Raw genomic sequence first — 17,299 nt, 5'->3', positions numbered from 1 at the left:
CCCCGGCGCGCCCCCACACCTCTCAGGCCGACACCAGCAGTTTCGACCGCCTGGCGCCCGCCAGTGCCCCGGCGGTCAGGACGGGGCGCGGCACCAGGATTCCGCAGTCCGTGCAGACCGGGCCCGTCGACGGCTCGTGGTCCAGGTCGTACCGCCACATGAGCCGTTCCCCCCGGCACACGGGGCAGGCCGAACCCGGTTCTCGTTCCAGCGCGGCGATCAGTCGTCGCAGCACCTCGGCCAGCGGCTCACGCGGATGTACTCGCGGGTCGTCGCACCAGGCCACGCCGAAACCGCCCCAGGTCAGCCGGTGCCAGTCGTCCACGCTGCCCGGCCTGCGCAGGCCGTCGTGCTTCTCCTTCCTGCGGCGCTCGGCGAACTCGACCTCGTAGGACTGCCAGACCGCCCGGGCCTCCTCCAGTTCGTCCAGTGCGGCCACGAGCCGCACCGGGTCGACGGAGCGGTCCTCGGGATCGAACCCGGCACGTGAGCACAGATGGTCCCAGGTCGCCCTGTGCCCGTACGGAGCGAATCGCTCAAGGCACTTGCGCAGCGAATAGCGCCGCAGCGCCAGGTCGCACCGTGGATCGCGGACCTGTCTCGCCAGACTTCGGAAACCGGCCATCATCCTGCACCTCCGTCACACCTGCACCTGCAATCCGGTCACTTCGGCGTCGTCGAACGGACGTCGTCGAGTAGACGTATCGACACGCGAATCGGCTCCATCTTTTTTCGACGGCCCCCTGTCGGGCGGTCACGGGCCGGCCATCGGTCGGTCGTGGTGAGTCACCGGTCAACTCCCGTGTCCGATGATTCAGTTGTGGCCCCTCGTGATCAGCTCCAGCGCCACCGCAGCGGAAAGTGACGCGTGTTCACCTTCCATCGCGGGGACGCCGGCGGTAGCGTCCCGCCCCGTCCCCGTCGGGAGGAGCCCCCGTGCCGCGGCGCACCGCGCACACCCCTCGACAGTCTGAGAACTCCCCGCGGCCCCCACGGGTTCCTGAAGAACGCGACGTTATGCGCACCGATCGCTCCCCTGATCCCCCGCTGTGCCCGGTGGACGCGGCCGAGGCGGCATCGCCGCAGGTGGCAGAGGTGGACGACGTGCGGGTGGTGCTCGGTGAGCAGGTGGACGACCGGCATGCGGAAGCCGGACGGCGGCGAGCCACTGCCCGGCCCGCCGCCGTCCCTGCCACCGTTCCTGTCGCCGTGGCCGCCGTGGCCGCTTACGGTGCGTGCCCGGCGGACTGCTCACCGGGCGAACGCCCGCGTGTCAGCGGTACAGCAGATACTCCCGGCGCATCCGCCGGAACGCCGCCAGTTCGTCCCGCCAGCCGGCCACGACCTCGTCCGTGTCCGCGCCCGCGTCGATCATCGTGCGCACGAGCGTGGAGCCGGTCAGCTTGTCGATCCAGTTGTCCGGGCGCCAGGCGAATCCGCTCCACACCCGCTTGGCGGTGACCAGCAGCCCCACTCCCGTACGTACGGGATCGAACGCGTCACGGTCGTGCACATGGAGCTGCACGCCCCCGACGGTCTTCCCCTGGAACTTGGAGAACGTGGGCGCGAAGTACGCCTCACGGAACCGCACACCCGCCAGGCCGAGCCCGTTCGCCTCGGCCGCCCAGCGTCCGTCGATCCCCTCCGCGCCCAGCAGCTCGAACGGCCGGGTCGTCCCGCGCCCCTCGGACAGGTTGGTGCCCTCGAAGAGGCACGTCCCCGCGTACACCAGGGCCGTCTCGGGCGTCGGCATGTTGGGGCTGGGCGGTACCCACGGCAGCCCCGAGGCGTCGTAGAAGTCGGACCGCCGCCAGCCCGACATCCGCACCGTCTCCAGTGGCACCGGATCGGCCAGGAACTCCGCGTTGAACAACCGCGCCAGCTCCGCCACCGTCATCCCGTGCGCCTGCGAGATCGGCTGCCGTCCGACGAACGTCGCGAACTCCGGGTGCAGCACGGGCCCCAGCGCCGCCCGTCCGGTCATCGGGTTCGGCCGGTCGAGGACGACGAACCGCTTGCCCGCGAGCCGCGCCGCCTCCATGCAGTCGTAGAGCGTCCAGATGTACGTGTAGAAGCGGGCGCCCACGTCCTGGATGTCGAAGACGACCGTGTCGACGCCGGACGCGGTGAAGACGTCGGCGAGGGGCCGGCCGCTCTTCAGGTACGTGTCGTAGACGGGCAGGCCGGTCGCCGGGTCGTCGTGGCGGCCCTCGGATCCGCCCGCCTGCGCGGTGCCCCGGAAGCCGTGCTCGGGTCCGAACACGGCGGTCAGGTCCACGCGGTCGTCGGCGTGCATGACGTCGACGATGTGCCGTACGTCCCGGGTGATGCCCGTCGGGTTGGTGACCACACCGACGCGCCGGCCCTCGAGCAGCGCGTAACCGTCCGCCGCGAGCTGCTCGAAGCCGGTGCGCAGCCTCCGGCCCGCGGCAGGGGCCCGTCCGGGGGCCGCGTGCGCCGGGACGGCGGTGGCCGCGGTGGCCGCGAGGGTGGCTGTGGTGGTGGCGAGCAGGCTCCGTCTGGACAGCTTCATACCGTGACCTCCGTGATCGCTGCGGGTGTCATGCCCACGCACGTTAACGCGCGCGAACCGTGCCGGGGAACGAGTCGGACCTGGCCGGTTCACGTCTTCTTCTTCCGCCTGGCATACCGACCGGTTAGTCTGGCGTGGTGCGAGCGGCGTGACGGCGGCAACGCGGCGCGTCACCACCGCGGCCGGGCCGAGATCGCCGGAATCGCCGGAATCACCGGGAAACAGAGCCGGCCGGGCAGGCGGTCGGCCGCCGCGTCGAAGGAGACCGATGGTGGAAGCCGTGCAGGGTGCGAAGGTGGTCGTCACGGGCGCCGGGGGCGGCATCGGGGCGGCACTCGCCCGCCGCTTCGCCGACCAGGGGGCCCAGGTCGTCGTCAACGACCTGGACGCCGGCCGCGTCAAGGACGTCGCCGAGGAGATCGGCGGCATCGCGGTCCCGGGCGACGCGTCCTGCGTCGTCCCCGAGGCCCTGGACGCGCTCGGCGGCAGGATCGACGTCTACTGCGCCAACGCCGGCGTCGGCCGTGGCGGCGGGGAGCCCGGCGGGCCGCTCGACGAACAGGGCTGGGCACTCTCCTGGGACGTCAACGTCATGGCCCACGTCCGCGCGGCGCACGCGCTGCTCCCCGATTGGCTGGAACGCGGCAGTGGCCGTTTCGTCTCCACCGTCTCCGCCGCCGGACTGCTCACCATGATCGGCACCGCCTCCTACAGCGTCACCAAGCACGGCGCCTACGCCTTCGCCGAATGGCTGTCCCTGACGTACCGCCACCGCGGTGTGCAGGTCCACGCGATCTGCCCGCAGGGTGTGCGCACCGACATGCTCACCGGCAGCGGCAGCGCGGGCGAGCTGGTGCTCGAGCCGACCGCGATCGAGCCCGAGGACGTGGCCGACGCCCTGTTCCGCGGCATCGAGGAGGACCGCTTCCTGATCCTGCCGCACCCCGAGGTCGCCGAGTACTACCGGGCCCGCGCCGCCGACCCGGAGCGCTGGCTCGGCGGCATGAACCGCATCCAGCGGCACTGGGAGGCCACCCGGTGAGCCGCCCGGACGGCCACGACCGGCCATGACCGCACGCGAGCCCGCGCGGCAACCGGAGATCCTGCCCGACGCGTCGCGGACGGCAAGTGAAAAGATCCCCGTCGGGGAACCGCTTTCCCCGACGCGGGACGGCCGGCGGCACCAGCGGCGACGACCGGTGGTGACGACGGCCGGCAGCGACCAGCGACAACGAACAGCGACAACGACACGGAAGGCAGGTGGCGGCAGTGCCCAGGACGACGGACGGTGACGGGCCCCCGGTACCGCAGCGGCTCCTGGCCGCCGCCACCCGGCTCTTCGCGGAGCAGGGCTACGACCGCACCTCCGTGCAGGAGATCGTCGAGGCGGCCGGCGTCACCAAGGGCGCGCTCTACCACTACTTCGGCTCCAAGGACGACCTGCTGCACGAGGTCTACGCGCGCATGCTGCGCCTCCAGCAGGAACGCCTGGACTCCTACGCGAGCGCCGACGAACCGATCGAGAAGCGCCTGCGCGGCGCCGCGGCCGACGTCGTCGTCACGACGATCGAGAACCTGGACGACGCGTCGATCTTCTTCCGCTCCATGCACCATCTGAGTCCGGAGAAGAACAAGCAGGTACGGGCCGAGCGCCGCCGCTACCACGAGCGCTTCCGCGCACTGATCGAGGAGGGTCAGGCGGCGGGCGTGTTCTCCACGGCGACCCCGGCCGACCTGGTGGTGGACTACCACTTCGGCTCCGTGCACCACCTGTCGACCTGGTACCGCCCCGACGGGCCCCTCACGCCGCAGCAGGTCGCCGACCACCTCGCCGACCTGCTGCTGCGCGCACTCCGTCCCTGAGACGCCGGAGCCTCCTACAGGTACTTCTTCAGCTCCCGTCGCGCCAGCGACCGCTGGTGCACCTCGTCCGGGCCGTCGGCGATCATCAGCGTGCGGGCACCGGCGTACAGCTCGGCCAGCGGGAAGTCCTGGCTGACCCCGCCCGCCCCGTACAACTGGATGGCCCGGTCGAGGATGCCGACGACCGTGCGCGGGGTGGCGATCTTGATGGCCTGGATCTCGGTGTGGGCGCCCCGGTTGCCCACGGTGTCCATCATCCAGGCCGTCTTCAGCACCAGCAGCCGCAACTGCTCGACCGCGACCCGCGCGTCCGCGATCCAGTTCTGCACCACGCCCTGCCGGGCCAGCGCCTTGCCGAAGGCGTCACGGGACACGGCCCGCCGGCACATCAGCTCGATCGCCCGCTCGGCCATGCCGATCAACCGCATGCAGTGGTGGATCCGGCCGGGGCCGAGCCGCGCCTGGGCGATGGCGAAACCGCCGCCCTCCTCACCGATCAGGTTCGCCACCGGCACGCGCGCGCGGTCGAAGACCACCTCGGCGTGGCCGCCGTGGGAGTGGTCCTCGTAACCGAACACCTGCATGGCGCGCTGGATCGTGACGCCGGGCGTGTCGCGGGGCACGAGGATCATCGACTGCTGACGGCGGATGTCCGCCCCGTCCGGGTCGGTCTTGCCCATCACGATGAAGATCCGGCAGTCCGGGTTCATCGCCCCGGAGATGTACCACTTGCGGCCCGTGACGACGTACGAGTCGCCGTCCCGCTCGATGTGCGTGGTGATGTTGGTGGCGTCCGAGGAGGCCACCTCCGGCTCGGTCATCGCGAACGCCGAGCGGATCTCCCCCGCCAGCAGGGGCTCCAGCCACTGTTTCTTCTGCTGCTCGTCGCCGAACTGGGCCAGCACCTCCATGTTCCCGGTGTCGGGCGCCGCGCAGTTGGTGGCGGTGGGCGCCAGCTGCGGGGAACGGCCCGTGATCTCGGCGAGCGGGGCGTACTGGAGGTTGGTGAGGCCGGCGCCGTACGTGGAGTCGGGCAGGAACAGGTTCCACAGCCCCTGCCGGCGGGCCTCGGCCTTGAGGTCCTCCACCACGGGGACGGTGTCCCAGGGCGAGGCCAGCCCGGCGCGCTGCTCGTGGGCGACCTGCTCGGCCGGGTGGACGTACTCGTCCATGAAGGCGAGCAGCCTGGCGCGCAGTTCCTCGGTGCGCGCGTCGAACGCGAAGTCCATGTCCCGTCAGCCTTCCTGAAGAGTGGTCAGACCGTGCTCGATGAAGACGGGGACCAGAGCGCCGATGCGGTCGAAACCGCGGCCGACCGTCTGGCCCAGCGTGTAGCGGTAGTGGATGCCCTCGAGGATCACGGCGAGCTTGAACCAGGCGAACGCCGTGTACCAGGACACCGCGGAGACGTCGCGTCCCGAGCGGGCGGCGTACCGCTCGATCAGCTCGGCGGGCGCCGGATGTCCGGGCGCCTCGGCCGTCGTGGAGACGGGTGAGCCGGGCACGTCCAGCGGCATGCTGTACATCACCAGCAGGCCGAGGTCGGTCAGCGGGTCGCCGAGCGTGGACATCTCCCAGTCGAGGATCGCCTTGATCTCGTCGTCCTCGCCGATCAGGACGTTGTCGAGGCGGTAGTCGCCGTGCACCACGGCCGGCGCGGGGGAGCGGGGCAGCTCCCGCCCCAGCGCGGCGTGCAGTTCGTCGATCCCGGCCAGCTCCCGGTCGCGGGAGGCGTCCAACTGCTTGCCCCAGCGCCGCAGCTGCCGGTCCAGGAAGCCCTCGGGGCGGCCGAAGTCGGCCAGACCCACCTCGCCGGGGTCCACCGCGTGCAGCTCGACGAGCGTGTCCACCAGGCCGAGCACGGCCCGACGGGTGCGCTCCGGTCCCAACGGCACCAGCTGGTCCGCCGTCCGGTACGGGACGCCGTCGACGAACTCCATGACGTAGAAGGGTGCCCCGAGCACCTCCTCGTCCTCGCACAGCAGCTCGGTGCGGGGCACCGGCACGGCGGTCGGGTGCAGCGCGCTGATCACCCGGTGTTCACGCCTCATGTCGTGCGCGGTGGCCAGTACGTGCCCGAGCGGCGGGCGCCGTACCACCCACCGCGTGGTGCCGTCGGAGAGCGCGTAGGTGAGGTTCGACCTGCCGCCCTCGATCAGCCGACCGGAGAGCGGGCCGTTCACCAGACCGGGGCGCTCCCGCTCGAGCAGGGCACTCAGCCGGTCGAGATCCAGTCCGGGCGGGTGGTCGGGGCTCATTCTCGCTCCTACGGGCAGGTGACGGTACCCGACACATGATGCCGACCGGTCGGTATGTCGTCCAGGGGGCGAGCGAAACGTGACCGGAGCCACGCCCCGTCCACCGCACGCGCACACGACACGCCCGTTCGGCCACCGGGCTTGCGCGGCGGGAGGCGACGCCGGAGGGTCTACCCCATGAAGGCGATCAGCTATGCGCGATACGGCGGCCCCGAGGTGCTCGAGTACGGGGAGGCCGACGACCCCCGGGTCGGTCCGGACTCGGTACTCGTGAAGGTGCGGGCGGCGGCCGTCAACCCCGTCGACTGGAAGTGCCGCGAGGGCTATCTCGACCCGGTCCTGGCCCCGGTGTTCCCGGTGATCCCCGGCTGGGACGTCTCGGGTGTGGTCGTACGGCCCGGTGCCGCGGTCCCCGAGTTCGCCGTCGGCGACGAGGTCATCGGCTATGTGCGTGAGGACTTCCTCTCCCGCGGCACCTTCGCCGAGTACGTGGCCGCCCCGGTACGGGCCCTCGCGCGCAAGCCGCGCAACCTGTCCTTCGAGGAAGCCGCCGGACTGCCCCTCGCCGGACTCACCGCCTACCAGGTGCTGCACAGGGCCCTCGAGGTGAAACGGGCCGAGACCGTCCTGGTGCACGCCGCGGCCGGCGGCGTCGGCTCCATCGCCGTCCAGCTCGCCGTACACCTCGGCGCCCGGGTCATCGGTACGGCGAGTGAGCACAACCACGACTTCGTCCGCGAGCTGGGCGGGGAACCGGTGTCCTACGGCGAGGGCCTCGCCGAGCGGGTGCGGGGGCTCGCCCCCGAAGGCGTGGACGCGGTGTTCGACACGGTCGGCGGCGACGCGTTGAAGGTCTCGGCGAACCTCCTGGCCCCCGAGGGCCGACTTGCGTCGATCGTCGACAACGCGGTGGTGGAGTACGGGGGCCGCTACTGTTTCGTCCGTCCCGATCCCCAGGATCTCGGGCACCTTTCCGAACTGGCGGAACAGGGTGCGGTGAGCGTGCACGTCTCGAAGACGTTCCCGCTGGAACGCACGGCGGACGCCCACCGGCTGAACCAGGAGGGCCGGACCAGGGGCAAGATCGTGGTCACCGTGGACGGGGAGCCGGAGGACCGGTGAGGCGGCCTTTCGGGAGCCGCGTCACCGATCTCTCCGAACGGCGCGACTAGGTCCGGTCCAGCAGGACGAGGGCCGTCCCGCACACGGCCAGGGCCCCGGTGCAGAGCACCGCCGCGGCGAGACGCCGGGGGGAGGGCGCGGCCGGGGCGGCCGTGGCCGCGAGGGCGTGGATCCGGCGGTGGGCGACCAGGAGGAACCCCAGCCAGCAGGCGCAGCACAGCGCGCACAGGACCACCCCGGCGGCCGACACCCCGCCGTGCAGCGCCATGCGCACCGCGAGCACGGACGCGACGGTGCACGCGAGGGTCGTACGCCGCCACGCGAGCCGGGTCCGCTCGGGCTGCAGACCGGGGTCCCGGGCCGCCCGGGCCCCGGCCGGCCCGCTCACCCCTCCCACCCGACGAGCACCGCGACGACCATCGCGACGGCGACGACGGCGACGACGAGACTCAGCAGCACCGGAAACCGGGACACCGGCAGGTCCTCACCGCGCCGCATGGCCCGCTCGCAGCGCACCCAGTGGTCGACCGCGCGCAGTGCGCACAGCACCCCGGCGGCGAGCAGCGTCAGCGCGAGCCCGACCCGCCAGCCCCAGCGCAGGTCCGGCAGGAACTGGTCCACGGCGAAGCCACCGCCGATCAGCGCGAGGGCGGTGCGCAGCCAGGCCAGGAACGTGCGCTCGTTCGCCAGCGAGAACCGGTAGTCGGGCGTCTCCCCCTCCTGCCGCACGTCCTCGGGCGCGAACCACAGCCGGACGTTCCGTACGAAGTCGATCACGCCGTGACCCTACCGGGACGCCCTGCCCGGACAGCACCTAGCCCGGACGCTCCCGCTCCCGGGCCCGGGTGGCCCTGAGCCGTTCGTACGCCGCCAGGCTGTCCGGTGTCCACGCCCACTCGCTCAGGCGTCGCTCCAGCTCCGCCTCGGTCAGGAAGGCGTGCCAGGCCACCTCCTCGGCCTGGGGCCGTACGGGCAGGTCGCAGCGGACCTCGTAGACCGCGGACCACCAGGTCCGGCCGGCGCCGTCGTCGTACAGGAACTTGAAGAGGTACTCGGGGCGCGGCAGCCCGGACACGCCCAGCTCCTCCTCGGCCTCGCGCAGGGCCGCCTGGTCGTAGCTCTCCCCGGCACCCACGACCCCGCCGACGAACATGTCGTACAAGGAGGGGAAGACCAGCTTGGTCGGGGTGCGGCGGTGCACGAAGATCCGGCCCTCGGCGTCCCTGACCAGGACGAACGCGCAACGGTGCCGCAGTTTCCGGGCGTAGGCCTCACCGCGCGGGGACCGGCCGGTCACCCGGTCGTCCTCGTCCACGATGTCGAGGATCTCGTCGGCGGCACGCGCGGGCCCGTCAGCGGCACTCATGACCCCATCCAAGCAGGCCCCGCCGTCTGCGGCAGGCACGGCTTCCGGGGACTGCCGGCTCTGTCCCGCCGGACGGACACGGGCCGGGCCGCCGGATCCCAAGTGACCTGTCCATGACGCTGGTTGACGCGTGTAATGACTCGGGCGCCCTTGACGTCGACTGTTGGCTGCCGGTTTGCTGTCCGTGATCAGTCCATGGCTATCGGCAGCCGACCACTGCCGTACCGACCGACCGTCCGACATGGGCCGAGCCACAAGAAGAGCGCGTGAGGAAGTCCGCGGTGTCTCCACCCCCGCCTCCCCTCGGCCGTGCGCGCAGACGTGCGGCACAGGCCTTCGACGAGGCCCTCGACGACGAGGAACTCGTCGCCGCGCGGGCCGCGCTGGCGCAAGGCCGGTGGCAGAACGCCCGCTCGCTGCTCGTCCGTACGGGGGACGACTGGGACCGCCGCGGCCACCGGATCACCGTGCTCGCCCGGGAGGCCTCCAGCGCCGCCTGGGTCCGCGACTGGCTGCTCGCCGAGCCCGACTCCGGGAACGCGTCGGTCCTGCTCGCCCTGGCCCTGGTGAGGCGCGCCCTGCGCGGCAAGGAGAAGGCGGACCGCGCGCGCGAGGCCTGCCGCCGGGCGGCCGCGGCGTCACCCGCCGACCCCACCCCGTGGCTCGGTCTGCTGCTGCTGGAGTGCGCCCGGGGTGCCGAGGGCGACGTGGTGCGGATCTTCGAACAGGTCCGCACCCGGTACGCTGACCACCACCACGCCCACCACCTGGTGGTCGCCTGGCTCGCCGAACGCCGCGTGGAGACGGGCCCGGACCCGCTGCACGAGGTCTACGACTTCGCCAACTGGTCCGCCGAACAGGCGCCCGCCGACTCCCCCCTGGCGATGCTGCCGGTCATCGCGCACGCCGAGCGCTACCGCGCGCTCGCCGCCGCCGGCCACGAGCGCGCCGATCCGGCCGCCTCCGGCCACTGGGTGGGCCGCCGTGCCCGGCAGGTGATGAAGGCCGCCTTCGACTGGTGGCTGGAGTGGGAGCACGAAGGCCATCCGCGCCGCCTGATCGACCTGAACTTCCTCGCCCACGCCAAGGTCTGCGAGGGCCGGGGCGCCGAGGCCGCCGCCCTGTTCCACCGCATCGGCGACAAGGCCACCACGGCCCCCTGGTCGTACCCCGACCGAGACCCGCTCACCGCCTTCCGCGCCGCGCGGGCCGCCGCCCTCGGCACCGGATGAACCCGCACGAGCCCGATCCGGCCGACCCGGCTCGCCGCATCACGCCCGCAGCCACACCCGACAACCAATCCCGACAACCAATCCCGACCCAAGGACGGTCTCCCGATGACCACGGACAGTTCGAGCCCGAGCAGATCCGCAGCGGACGGCATCAGCACCTTCAAGGGACAGGAGCGCGCCCTGCGCGCCGACCGCCTCGGCACGGGCGGTCTGCTGCTCTCCGTGCTCGCCGCGACCGCCCCCCTCATGGTGGTCGCAGGTGTCATGCCCACCACATTCGCGGTGATGGGCATCGTCGGCCAGCCCCTGCTCTTCGTGGTCCTCGGCACCGTGCTGGTGCTGTTCAGCCTCGGCTACGCCGAGATGAGCCGGCACGTCCACAACGCCGGCGCCTTCTACGCGTACATCTCCCGCGGCCTCGGCGGCACCGCCGGCGCGGGCGCCGCCATGGTCGCGCTGGTCGCCTACAACGCGCTCCAGGTCGGCATCTACGGCATCTTCGGCTTCGAGGTCTCCGGGCTCTTCGCCGCCTACGCCGGCCTGGAGGTCGCCTGGTGGACACCGGCGCTCGCGGCCGCGGTCGCCGTCGGCGCGCTGGGCTGGCTGAAGATCGACGTCAACGCGCGTGTGCTCGGTGTCCTGCTGGTCATCGAGGTGCTCCTGGTCGTCGTCTTCGACGTCGCCGCCATCGCCGACCCCGGCAAGGAAGGGCTGTCGCTGCACGCCTTCAACCCGGACACCCTCACCGGCGCCGGCGTGGGCACCGCCCTGTGCTTCTGCATCGCCGCCTTCCTCGGCTTCGAGCAGGCCCCGGTCTACGCGGAGGAGACCAGCCGGCCGCACATCCTGGTGCCCCGCGTGATGTTCCTCGCGGTCACCGGCGTCGCCGTCTTCTTCGCGATCAGCAGCTGGGCGCTCACCGTGGCCACCGGCCCCGCCGATGTCGTCGCCACCTCGCAGGAGCAGAGCGCGGGACTGCTCTTCCACCTGACCGAGGCCCGGCTCGGCGGCACCTTCACGGACGTCCTGCACGTCCTCTTCGTGACCGGCATGTTCGCCGCGCTGCTCAGCTTCCACAACGTCGTCGCCCGGTACGCCTTCGCCATGGGCCGCGAGGGCCTGCTGCCCGGCGCCTTCGGCCGCACCACCGGCGCCAGCGGCGCCCCCGGCACCGGTTCGCTGCTCCAGACGGGCATCGCCGTGGTGCTCGTCCTCGCCTTCGCGCTCACCGACGACAAGCCGACCGGCGACCCGACCGCGCCCGTCCTGCACCTGTTCACCTGGTTCGGCAACATCGGCGCCCTCGGCGTGATCGTGCTGATGGCGATCGCCTCGCTGTCCGTCGTCGTCTTCTTCGTCCGCCGCGGGGCCGCCGGCGCCCAGGCCTGGCGGCTGGCCACCTCGGCGCTGGCGGGCCTCGCCCTGGTCGTGATCGCCGGTTACACCGTCAAGGACTTCGACGTGCTCGTCGGAGCCGGCCCCGGCTCCGCGCTGAGCCGGCTGCTGCCCGGCGTCATCGGGCTGGCCCTCGTCGCCGGCCTGGTCCAGGGCCTGGTCCTGCGCGCCCGCGCGCCCGAGGTCCACGCCCGCATCGGGCTCGGCAACGAGGCCTTCCAACTGGACAAGGAGGCCGAGCGCGGCGCATAGGACGGACGGGCGACGCACGGCCGGGGGAACGCGTCGGCCCCGGCGGGTCGGTGGACCCGCCGGGGCTGTGCCGGGAAGGCGGTGGCCGGAAGGACTCAGGAGGCGAAGTCCAGCAGGACCTTGCAGGACCTGCTCCGGTCCGCGGCGAGCGTGAACGCCGACTCCGCTTCCCGTACCGGCACGACCGCGCTGACCAGGTCGTCGAACGACGGCTCGGCCGCGAGCAGGTCGAGCGCCGCGTCGAACTCGGTGTCGAAGCGGAACGCCCCGCGCAGCTCGATCTCCCGGCTCACCACCAGGTTGCCCGCGAACGGGCTCTGCCCCGCCGGGAGCATGCCGAGCTGCACGACGACCCCGCTCCGCCGCACGCGCTGCAGACAGGCTTCCAGCCCCGCGGCCACGCCGGACGCCTCGATCGCCACGTCCACCTCCGCCGGCCACCCGGCGTCGTCCGGGTCGTCGGCGCGGACGAGGGTGTCGGCGCCCGCGGCCCGCGCGTACTCCAGCGCCTTCGGCAGCAGATCGGTGACGGTCACCTTCGCCGCCCCGGCAGCCTTCGCCGCCGCCACGACCAGGCAGCCGATGGGCCCGGCCCCGGTGACCAGCACATGCCGGCCGACCACCTCCCCGGCCCGCCGCACCGCGTGCAGGGCGACGGACAGCGGCTCGGCGAGAGCCGCCCGCCGCAGCTCCAGCCCGGCGGGAAGCGGACGCAGCTGCTCGGCGGGGACGACGATCTGCGCCGCGAAACCGCCCTGCACGTGCGGGAAGCGAGCCGCGCTGCCCAGGTACCGGGTGTCCCGGCACACGTTGCGCCGCCCGTCCACGCACTCGGGGCACACCCCGCACGGGGTCGCCGGGTGCACGGCGACGGCCGTGCCGGCGGCCGGACCCGAGGCCCCGTCACCGTACGAGACGACGGTGCCGACGACCTCGTGCCCGAGCAGCATCGGCTCCCGGAGCCGGAAGTCGCCCACCCCGCCGTGCCGCCAGTAGTGCAGGTCGGAACCGCACACCCCGCCGTACCGGACGGCGACCAGCGCCTGGCCCGGGCCGGGGGCCGGCACCGCCTGCTCCTCGACCCGCAGGTCGCCCTGACCGTGAATCACACAACCGAGCATCTCCGCCACCTCTTTCACAGCACGCTCGTCATGCCGCCGTCGACGTACAGCACCTGCCCGCCGACGAAGTCGGCCGCGGGAGAGGCGAGGAACAGCACCCCGCCCACCAGGTCCTCGGTACGCCCCCAGCGCCCGGCGGGCGTCCGCTTGCGCACCCAGGCGCTGAACTCCTCGTTCTTCACCAGTGGTTCGGTCAGCTCGGTCTCGATGTAGCCGGGGCCGAGCCCGTTGACCTGGACCCCGTGCGGGCCCCAGTCCGCGCACATGCCCTTGGTGAGCATCTTCAGCGCGCCCTTGGTGGCTGCGTACGGCGCGATGCCGGGGCGGACCACCTCGCTCTGCAGCGAGCAGATGTTGATGATCTTCCCGTGGCCGCGTTCCGTCATCCCGCGGGCGGCCTCCCGGCCGACCAGGAACGCGCTGGTGAGGTTGGTGTCGAGGATGCGGCGCCAGTCGGCGTCGGTGAACTCGAGCAGCGGGGCCCGCAGTTGCATGCCCGCGTTGTTGACCAGGATGTCGAGCGGGCCCACCCGCTCCTCCACGTCCGCGATCCCCGCGGCCACCGAGGCGCTGTCGGTCACGTCGAACACGGCCGTGTGGACGTCGCCCGGCAGTTCGGCCGCGACCTCGGCGAGGCGTTCGCCGTCCCGCCCGTTGAGCACGACCCTGCAGCCCGCCTCGAGCAGTCCGCGAGCGAGAGCGAGTCCGATGCCCCGGCTGGATCCGGTCACCAGGGCCGTGCGGCCACTGATGTCGAACAGGGAATGAGCCGTCACTTTTCCGTACCCCTATATGACGAGCGAGAGCAGCAGGACCAGACCACCGGCGACCACCGAGATGATCGTCTCCATGACCGACCACGTCTTGATGGTCTGGCCGACGCTCAGGCCGAAGTACTCCTTCACCAGCCAGAAGCCGGCGTCGTTGACGTGGCTGAAGAAGACCGAGCCGGCGCCGATGGCGAGGACCAGCAGGGCGGCGTGCGTGGTCGACAGGTCGGCCGCGAGCGGCGCGACGAGGCCGGCCGCCGAGATGGTGGCCACGGTCGCCGAACCGGTCGCCAGCCGGATCGCCACCGCGATCAGCCAGCCCAGCAGCAGCGTCGGGATCGACCAGTCCTTGGAGATCTCCATGATCATCTGGCCCACGCCGGAGTCGATCAGCGTCTGCTTGAAGCCGCCGCCCGCGCCGACGATCAGCAGCATGCCCGCGATCGGGGCGAGCCCCTTCTCGACCAGCTGCGAGATCCGGGCCTTGTTGAATCCGGCGGGCATGCCCAGCGTGAAGATGCCGACGAGCACGGAGGCGAGCAGGGCCATCATCGGGGAGCCGATGACGTTGAAGACGCGCTGAACGCCGTTCTCCGGGTCGCCGACGGCGATCTCGACCAGGGCCTTGCCCAGCATCAGCACGACCGGCAGCAGGATGGTGAACAGGGTCGGGCCGAAGCCGGGGCGCTTCTCCAGTTCCTCGGAGGCGCGCTGCGGGATCATCCGGTCGGGAACCTGGGCGTCCACCCAGCGGTCGGCGTACTTGGCGAACAGCGGACCGGCGATGACCACCGTCGGGACGGCGACGAGCACGCCGAGCGCCAGCGTCACGCCGAGGTTGGCGCTGAGCGCGTCGATGGCGACCAGCGGGCCGGGGTGCGGCGGGACCAGACCGTGCATCACGGACAGACCGGCGAGCGCCGGGATGCCGATGCGCATCAGGGAGAAGTTGCCGCGCTTGGCGACCATCAGCACGACCGGGATCAGCAGGACGACGCCGACCTCGAAGAACAGCGGAAGACCGATCACCGAGGCGATCAGCACCATGGCCCAGGGCATGGTGCGGCCCTTCGCCTTGGCGAGGATGGTGTCGACGATCTGGTCGGCGCCGCCGGAGTCGGCGAGCATCTTGCCCAGGATCGCCCCGAGGGCGATGAGCACGCCGACACCGGCGACGGTGGAGCCGAGTCCGGCACTGAAGCTGCTGATCGCCTTGTCGAGGGGCGCCCCTGCGAACGCGCCGAGCGCCAGTGACCCGATGGTCAGCGCCAGGAAGGCGTGCAACTTGTACTTGGTGATGAGCAGGACGATGACGGCGATGCCCGCCAGGACGGCGATGCCCAGCTGAGCGTGGCCGGCCGAGGTGATCGGCTCGGGTACGTCCGCTGCCAGCATCTCGACACTGAGTCTGGTCACGGTGGATCCCTTGTCAGTACGGGGAGTTGGAGAAAGAACCGGGGCGACGGGGTGCGCCCCGGGGAATGCGGGGTCCGGGGCGGGACCTACGGAGCCGGCTCGGAGAGGCCCTCGAGGGCGGTGACCGCCCGCTCGGTGATCTCCTCCGGGCTGCCCGTCACGTCCACGGCGGTTCCCACCTCGTCCGGCTCCAGCGGCTGGAGCGTGGCGAACTGGGAGTCGAGCAGGGCCGTGGGCATGAAGTGCCCCTCGCGGTGCGACATCCGGTCCTCGATGAGCGCGCGGTCACCGGTGAGGTGCACGAAGACCACGCCGGGCGCGGCGGCCCGCAGCCGGTCGCGGTACGAGCGCTTCAGCGCCGAGCAGCTGACGACCCCTCCGAGACCGACCCGCCCGCGAGCCCAGTCACCAATGGCATCCAGCCAGGGCAGTCGGTCCTCGTCGGTGAGCGGGGTACCGGCCGACATCTTGGCGATGTTGGCTTCCGGGTGGAACTCGTCGGCCTCGGCGTACGGGACGTCGAACCGGGTCGCGAGCAGGGGACCGATGGTGGTCTTGCCGGTGCCCGCGACGCCCATGACCACGACGACATGGGGGGTGTTCATCGCTGCCTCACTGTCTTATGTCTTCGTTGACACGTGATGTCGAGGCAACTGAAACCTATTGGTAAGACGAATACAAGAGTGTGTGACGCAAACGTCTGACTTTTCTCTTCTGTGATCTGCCCCGTACTCTGTGTCCATGAGCGCAACGGGCCGGGGACTGCACGGCCGTGTACTGGACACCCTCGGCCCCGAGATCACCGCGGGCGAATACCCGCCGGGCAGCGTCCTGCGCACCGACGAACTCGCCCAGCGCTTCGACGTGTCGCGCTCCGTGATGCGCGAGGTGGTCCGCGTGCTGGAGTCCATGCATCTGGTCGAGTCCCGGCGCCGCGTCGGCGTGACGGTCCTGCCGACCTGCGAGTGGAACGTCTACGACCCCCAGGTCATCCGGTGGCGCCTGGCCGGCGCGGACCGCCCCCGGCAGCTGCGCTCGCTCACGGTGCTGCGCTCGGCGATCGAACCGGTCGCGGCGGGCCTGGCCGCCCGCCGTGCCACCGCCGAGCAGTGCGCCGAGCTCACCGAGTGCGCCATCGGCATGGTCGCCAACTCCCGCGGCCACAAGCTGGAGGGCTACCTCGTCCACGACATGGCCTTCCACCGCGTGATCCTCACCGCGTCCGGCAACGAGATGTTCGCCCGCCTCGGCGACGTCGTCGCCGAGGTCCTGGCCGGCCGCACGCACCACGACGTGATGTTCGACGACCCGGACCCGGCCGCCGTCACGCTGCACGTCCAGGTCGCGGAGGCGGTCCGCGAGCGCGACGCCGTCCGCGCGGAGGAGCTGACCCGTCAGATCACGGTCGGCGCACTCGAGGAACTGGACATCCTGGCGCCCTGAGTGACGTCAGCTCAGGAAATCCCCGTTGACGTACACCCACGCCCCGCCGACCCGCTCGAACCGGCTGCGCTCGTGCAGTGAGCCACCCCGGTAGGACGCCCGGAAGGTCACCGTCCCGGTGGAGTGGAAGGCGGACCCGCCGTCGGTGTCCAGGATCTCCAGCCCGGTCCACCGCATCCCGGGATCGAGGTCGACCAGCTCCGGCCGCGTCCGCGGATGCCAGGTCCGCAGCAGATAACCGGCGTCCAGCCGCACGAAGGCGCAGTACCGCGACCGCATGAGCTTCTCGGCGGTTGGCGCGGCGGCGGCATCCGTGGGGGTCCCCCCGGTCGAGCGGAGCCGAGACTGGGGGAGGTACCGCCCGCAGCAAGCCTCGTACGCCTCGGGCAGCCCGCAGGGGCAGGAACGCGTGGTCATGGCGACCATTCTGTCCTGTCGTCGTCGAAGCGGAAGCCCGGTGTGCGGGACGGGCTGTGCCTGACGTGCCGACCCGGCCGGCCGGGCAACGCTGAAGGGCCCTTGAGAATC

General features: G+C 71.9%; 18 protein-coding genes. 6 read left to right on the top strand and 12 right to left on the bottom strand.

Annotated features, from left to right (window positions below; translation table 11 throughout):
- Positions 1–22: 22 nt before the first annotated feature.
- Together JL475_RS19725 and JL475_RS19720 are read right to left on the bottom strand one after the other, a co-directional pair.
- Positions 23–625, bottom strand: a complete 603-nt coding sequence (locus JL475_RS19725) for a hypothetical protein (RefSeq protein WP_202279126.1) — start codon at positions 623–625, stop codon at positions 23–25.
- A gap of 648 nt (positions 626–1,273) precedes the next feature.
- Positions 1,274–2,533 carry an exo-beta-N-acetylmuramidase NamZ domain-containing protein gene (locus tag JL475_RS19720; RefSeq protein WP_202279103.1) on the bottom strand — a complete coding sequence of 420 codons (1,260 nt, stop codon included), beginning with the start codon at positions 2,531–2,533 and terminating at the stop codon, positions 1,274–1,276.
- 268 nt (positions 2,534–2,801) lie between these two features.
- Between JL475_RS19720 and JL475_RS19715 the strand changes: the two genes are divergently transcribed.
- Positions 2,802–3,575 carry an SDR family oxidoreductase gene (locus JL475_RS19715; RefSeq protein WP_202279102.1) on the top strand — a complete coding sequence of 258 codons (774 nt, stop codon included), beginning with the start codon at positions 2,802–2,804 and terminating at the stop codon, positions 3,573–3,575.
- Between the two features lie 227 nt (positions 3,576–3,802).
- The gene (locus JL475_RS19710; RefSeq protein WP_109380545.1) at positions 3,803–4,396 is read left to right on the top strand and encodes a TetR/AcrR family transcriptional regulator; all 594 of its coding nucleotides are present in this window, start codon (positions 3,803–3,805) and stop codon (positions 4,394–4,396) included.
- 14 nt (positions 4,397–4,410) lie between these two features.
- Here JL475_RS19710 and JL475_RS19705 read toward each other — a convergent pair whose 3' ends face one another.
- Positions 4,411–5,625 (bottom strand): acyl-CoA dehydrogenase family protein, encoded by a 1,215-nt coding sequence (locus tag JL475_RS19705; RefSeq protein WP_202279101.1) that lies wholly within the window; start codon positions 5,623–5,625, stop codon positions 4,411–4,413.
- Positions 5,626–5,631: 6 nt separating this feature from the next.
- Positions 5,632–6,654 carry a phosphotransferase family protein gene (locus JL475_RS19700; protein ID WP_202279100.1) on the bottom strand — a complete coding sequence of 341 codons (1,023 nt, stop codon included), beginning with the start codon at positions 6,652–6,654 and terminating at the stop codon, positions 5,632–5,634.
- A 177-nt stretch (positions 6,655–6,831) separates the two neighbouring features.
- On the opposite strand from JL475_RS19700, the gene JL475_RS19695 reads away from it, so the two are divergent.
- Positions 6,832–7,776 (top strand): NADP-dependent oxidoreductase, encoded by a 945-nt coding sequence (locus JL475_RS19695; protein WP_202279099.1) that lies wholly within the window; start codon positions 6,832–6,834, stop codon positions 7,774–7,776.
- A 46-nt stretch (positions 7,777–7,822) separates the two neighbouring features.
- Here the strand turns inward: JL475_RS19695 and JL475_RS19690 are convergent, their stop codons facing one another.
- Genes JL475_RS19690 through JL475_RS19680 form a run of 3 tightly spaced genes read right to left on the bottom strand, consistent with a single transcriptional unit; the run spans position 7,823 to position 9,142 of the window.
- The gene (locus JL475_RS19690) at positions 7,823–8,164 is read right to left on the bottom strand and encodes a DUF202 domain-containing protein (RefSeq protein WP_202279098.1); all 342 of its coding nucleotides are present in this window, start codon (positions 8,162–8,164) and stop codon (positions 7,823–7,825) included.
- Positions 8,161–8,553, bottom strand: a complete 393-nt coding sequence (locus JL475_RS19685) for a DUF202 domain-containing protein (protein WP_202279097.1) — start codon at positions 8,551–8,553, stop codon at positions 8,161–8,163. Before JL475_RS19685 ends, JL475_RS19690 begins: the two co-directional genes overlap by 4 nt.
- A 37-nt stretch (positions 8,554–8,590) precedes the next feature.
- A complete protein-coding gene (locus tag JL475_RS19680) occupies positions 8,591–9,142 on the bottom strand; it encodes an NUDIX hydrolase (protein ID WP_202279096.1) in 552 nt (183 codons plus the stop codon).
- Between the two features lie 281 nt (positions 9,143–9,423).
- Between JL475_RS19680 and JL475_RS19675 the strand changes: the two genes are divergently transcribed.
- Together JL475_RS19675 and JL475_RS19670 are read left to right on the top strand one after the other, a co-directional pair.
- The gene (locus JL475_RS19675) at positions 9,424–10,374 is read left to right on the top strand and encodes a hypothetical protein (RefSeq protein ID WP_202279095.1); all 951 of its coding nucleotides are present in this window, start codon (positions 9,424–9,426) and stop codon (positions 10,372–10,374) included.
- A gap of 105 nt (positions 10,375–10,479) precedes the next feature.
- Positions 10,480–12,021, top strand: a complete 1,542-nt coding sequence (locus JL475_RS19670) for an APC family permease (RefSeq protein WP_202279094.1) — start codon at positions 10,480–10,482, stop codon at positions 12,019–12,021.
- Between the two features lie 95 nt (positions 12,022–12,116).
- On the opposite strand, the gene JL475_RS19665 is transcribed toward JL475_RS19670, so the two are convergent.
- From JL475_RS19665 to JL475_RS19650, 4 genes are all read right to left on the bottom strand, one after another.
- Entirely contained in the window at positions 12,117–13,142 is a 1,026-nt protein-coding gene (locus JL475_RS19665) for an L-idonate 5-dehydrogenase (RefSeq protein ID WP_202279125.1), read from the bottom strand.
- A gap of 14 nt (positions 13,143–13,156) precedes the next feature.
- The gene (locus tag JL475_RS19660) at positions 13,157–13,918 is read right to left on the bottom strand and encodes an SDR family oxidoreductase (RefSeq protein ID WP_202279093.1); all 762 of its coding nucleotides are present in this window, start codon (positions 13,916–13,918) and stop codon (positions 13,157–13,159) included.
- A gap of 12 nt (positions 13,919–13,930) precedes the next feature.
- Entirely contained in the window at positions 13,931–15,328 is a 1,398-nt protein-coding gene (locus tag JL475_RS19655; RefSeq protein WP_202279092.1) for a gluconate:H+ symporter, read from the bottom strand.
- An 86-nt stretch (positions 15,329–15,414) separates the two neighbouring features.
- On the bottom strand, positions 15,415–15,933 hold the full coding sequence (locus JL475_RS19650; RefSeq protein ID WP_202279091.1) for a gluconokinase: 519 nt from the start codon (positions 15,931–15,933) through the stop codon (positions 15,415–15,417).
- A gap of 136 nt (positions 15,934–16,069) precedes the next feature.
- Between JL475_RS19650 and JL475_RS19645 the strand changes: the two genes are divergently transcribed.
- Entirely contained in the window at positions 16,070–16,771 is a 702-nt protein-coding gene (locus JL475_RS19645) for a FadR/GntR family transcriptional regulator (RefSeq protein WP_202279090.1), read from the top strand.
- Positions 16,772–16,777: 6 nt separating this feature from the next.
- Here the strand turns inward: JL475_RS19645 and JL475_RS19640 are convergent, their stop codons facing one another.
- Positions 16,778–17,197 carry a YchJ family protein gene (locus tag JL475_RS19640; protein ID WP_202279089.1) on the bottom strand — a complete coding sequence of 140 codons (420 nt, stop codon included), beginning with the start codon at positions 17,195–17,197 and terminating at the stop codon, positions 16,778–16,780.
- Between the last annotated feature and the right edge of the window lie 102 nt (positions 17,198–17,299).

The sequence above is a fragment of the Streptomyces sp. M2CJ-2 genome, assembly GCF_016757295.1.
Lineage (GTDB): Bacteria > Actinomycetota > Actinomycetes > Streptomycetales > Streptomycetaceae > Streptomyces.
This window is presented reverse-complemented; position numbering and strand designations above follow the sequence as displayed.

What these genes read in the sequence shown, in the direction of transcription:
- JL475_RS19725 (WP_202279126.1), bottom strand. Translation starts at nt 625, where the DNA reads ATGGCCGGTTTCCGAAGTCTGGCGAGACAGGTCCGCGATCCACGGTGC.
- JL475_RS19720 (WP_202279103.1), bottom strand. Translation starts at nt 2,533, where the DNA reads ATGAAGCTGTCCAGACGGAGCCTGCTCGCCACCACCACAGCCACCCTC.
- JL475_RS19715 (WP_202279102.1), top strand. Translation starts at nt 2,802, where the DNA reads ATGGTGGAAGCCGTGCAGGGTGCGAAGGTGGTCGTCACGGGCGCCGGG.
- JL475_RS19705 (WP_202279101.1), bottom strand. Translation starts at nt 5,625, where the DNA reads ATGGACTTCGCGTTCGACGCGCGCACCGAGGAACTGCGCGCCAGGCTG.
- JL475_RS19700 (WP_202279100.1), bottom strand. Translation starts at nt 6,654, where the DNA reads ATGAGCCCCGACCACCCGCCCGGACTGGATCTCGACCGGCTGAGTGCC.
- JL475_RS19695 (WP_202279099.1), top strand. Translation starts at nt 6,832, where the DNA reads ATGAAGGCGATCAGCTATGCGCGATACGGCGGCCCCGAGGTGCTCGAG.
- JL475_RS19680 (WP_202279096.1), bottom strand. Translation starts at nt 9,142, where the DNA reads ATGAGTGCCGCTGACGGGCCCGCGCGTGCCGCCGACGAGATCCTCGAC.
- JL475_RS19670 (WP_202279094.1), top strand. Translation starts at nt 10,480, where the DNA reads ATGACCACGGACAGTTCGAGCCCGAGCAGATCCGCAGCGGACGGCATC.
- JL475_RS19665 (WP_202279125.1), bottom strand. Translation starts at nt 13,142, where the DNA reads ATGCTCGGTTGTGTGATTCACGGTCAGGGCGACCTGCGGGTCGAGGAG.
- JL475_RS19650 (WP_202279091.1), bottom strand. Translation starts at nt 15,933, where the DNA reads ATGAACACCCCCCATGTCGTCGTGGTCATGGGCGTCGCGGGCACCGGC.
- JL475_RS19645 (WP_202279090.1), top strand. Translation starts at nt 16,070, where the DNA reads ATGAGCGCAACGGGCCGGGGACTGCACGGCCGTGTACTGGACACCCTC.
- JL475_RS19640 (WP_202279089.1), bottom strand. Translation starts at nt 17,197, where the DNA reads ATGGTCGCCATGACCACGCGTTCCTGCCCCTGCGGGCTGCCCGAGGCG.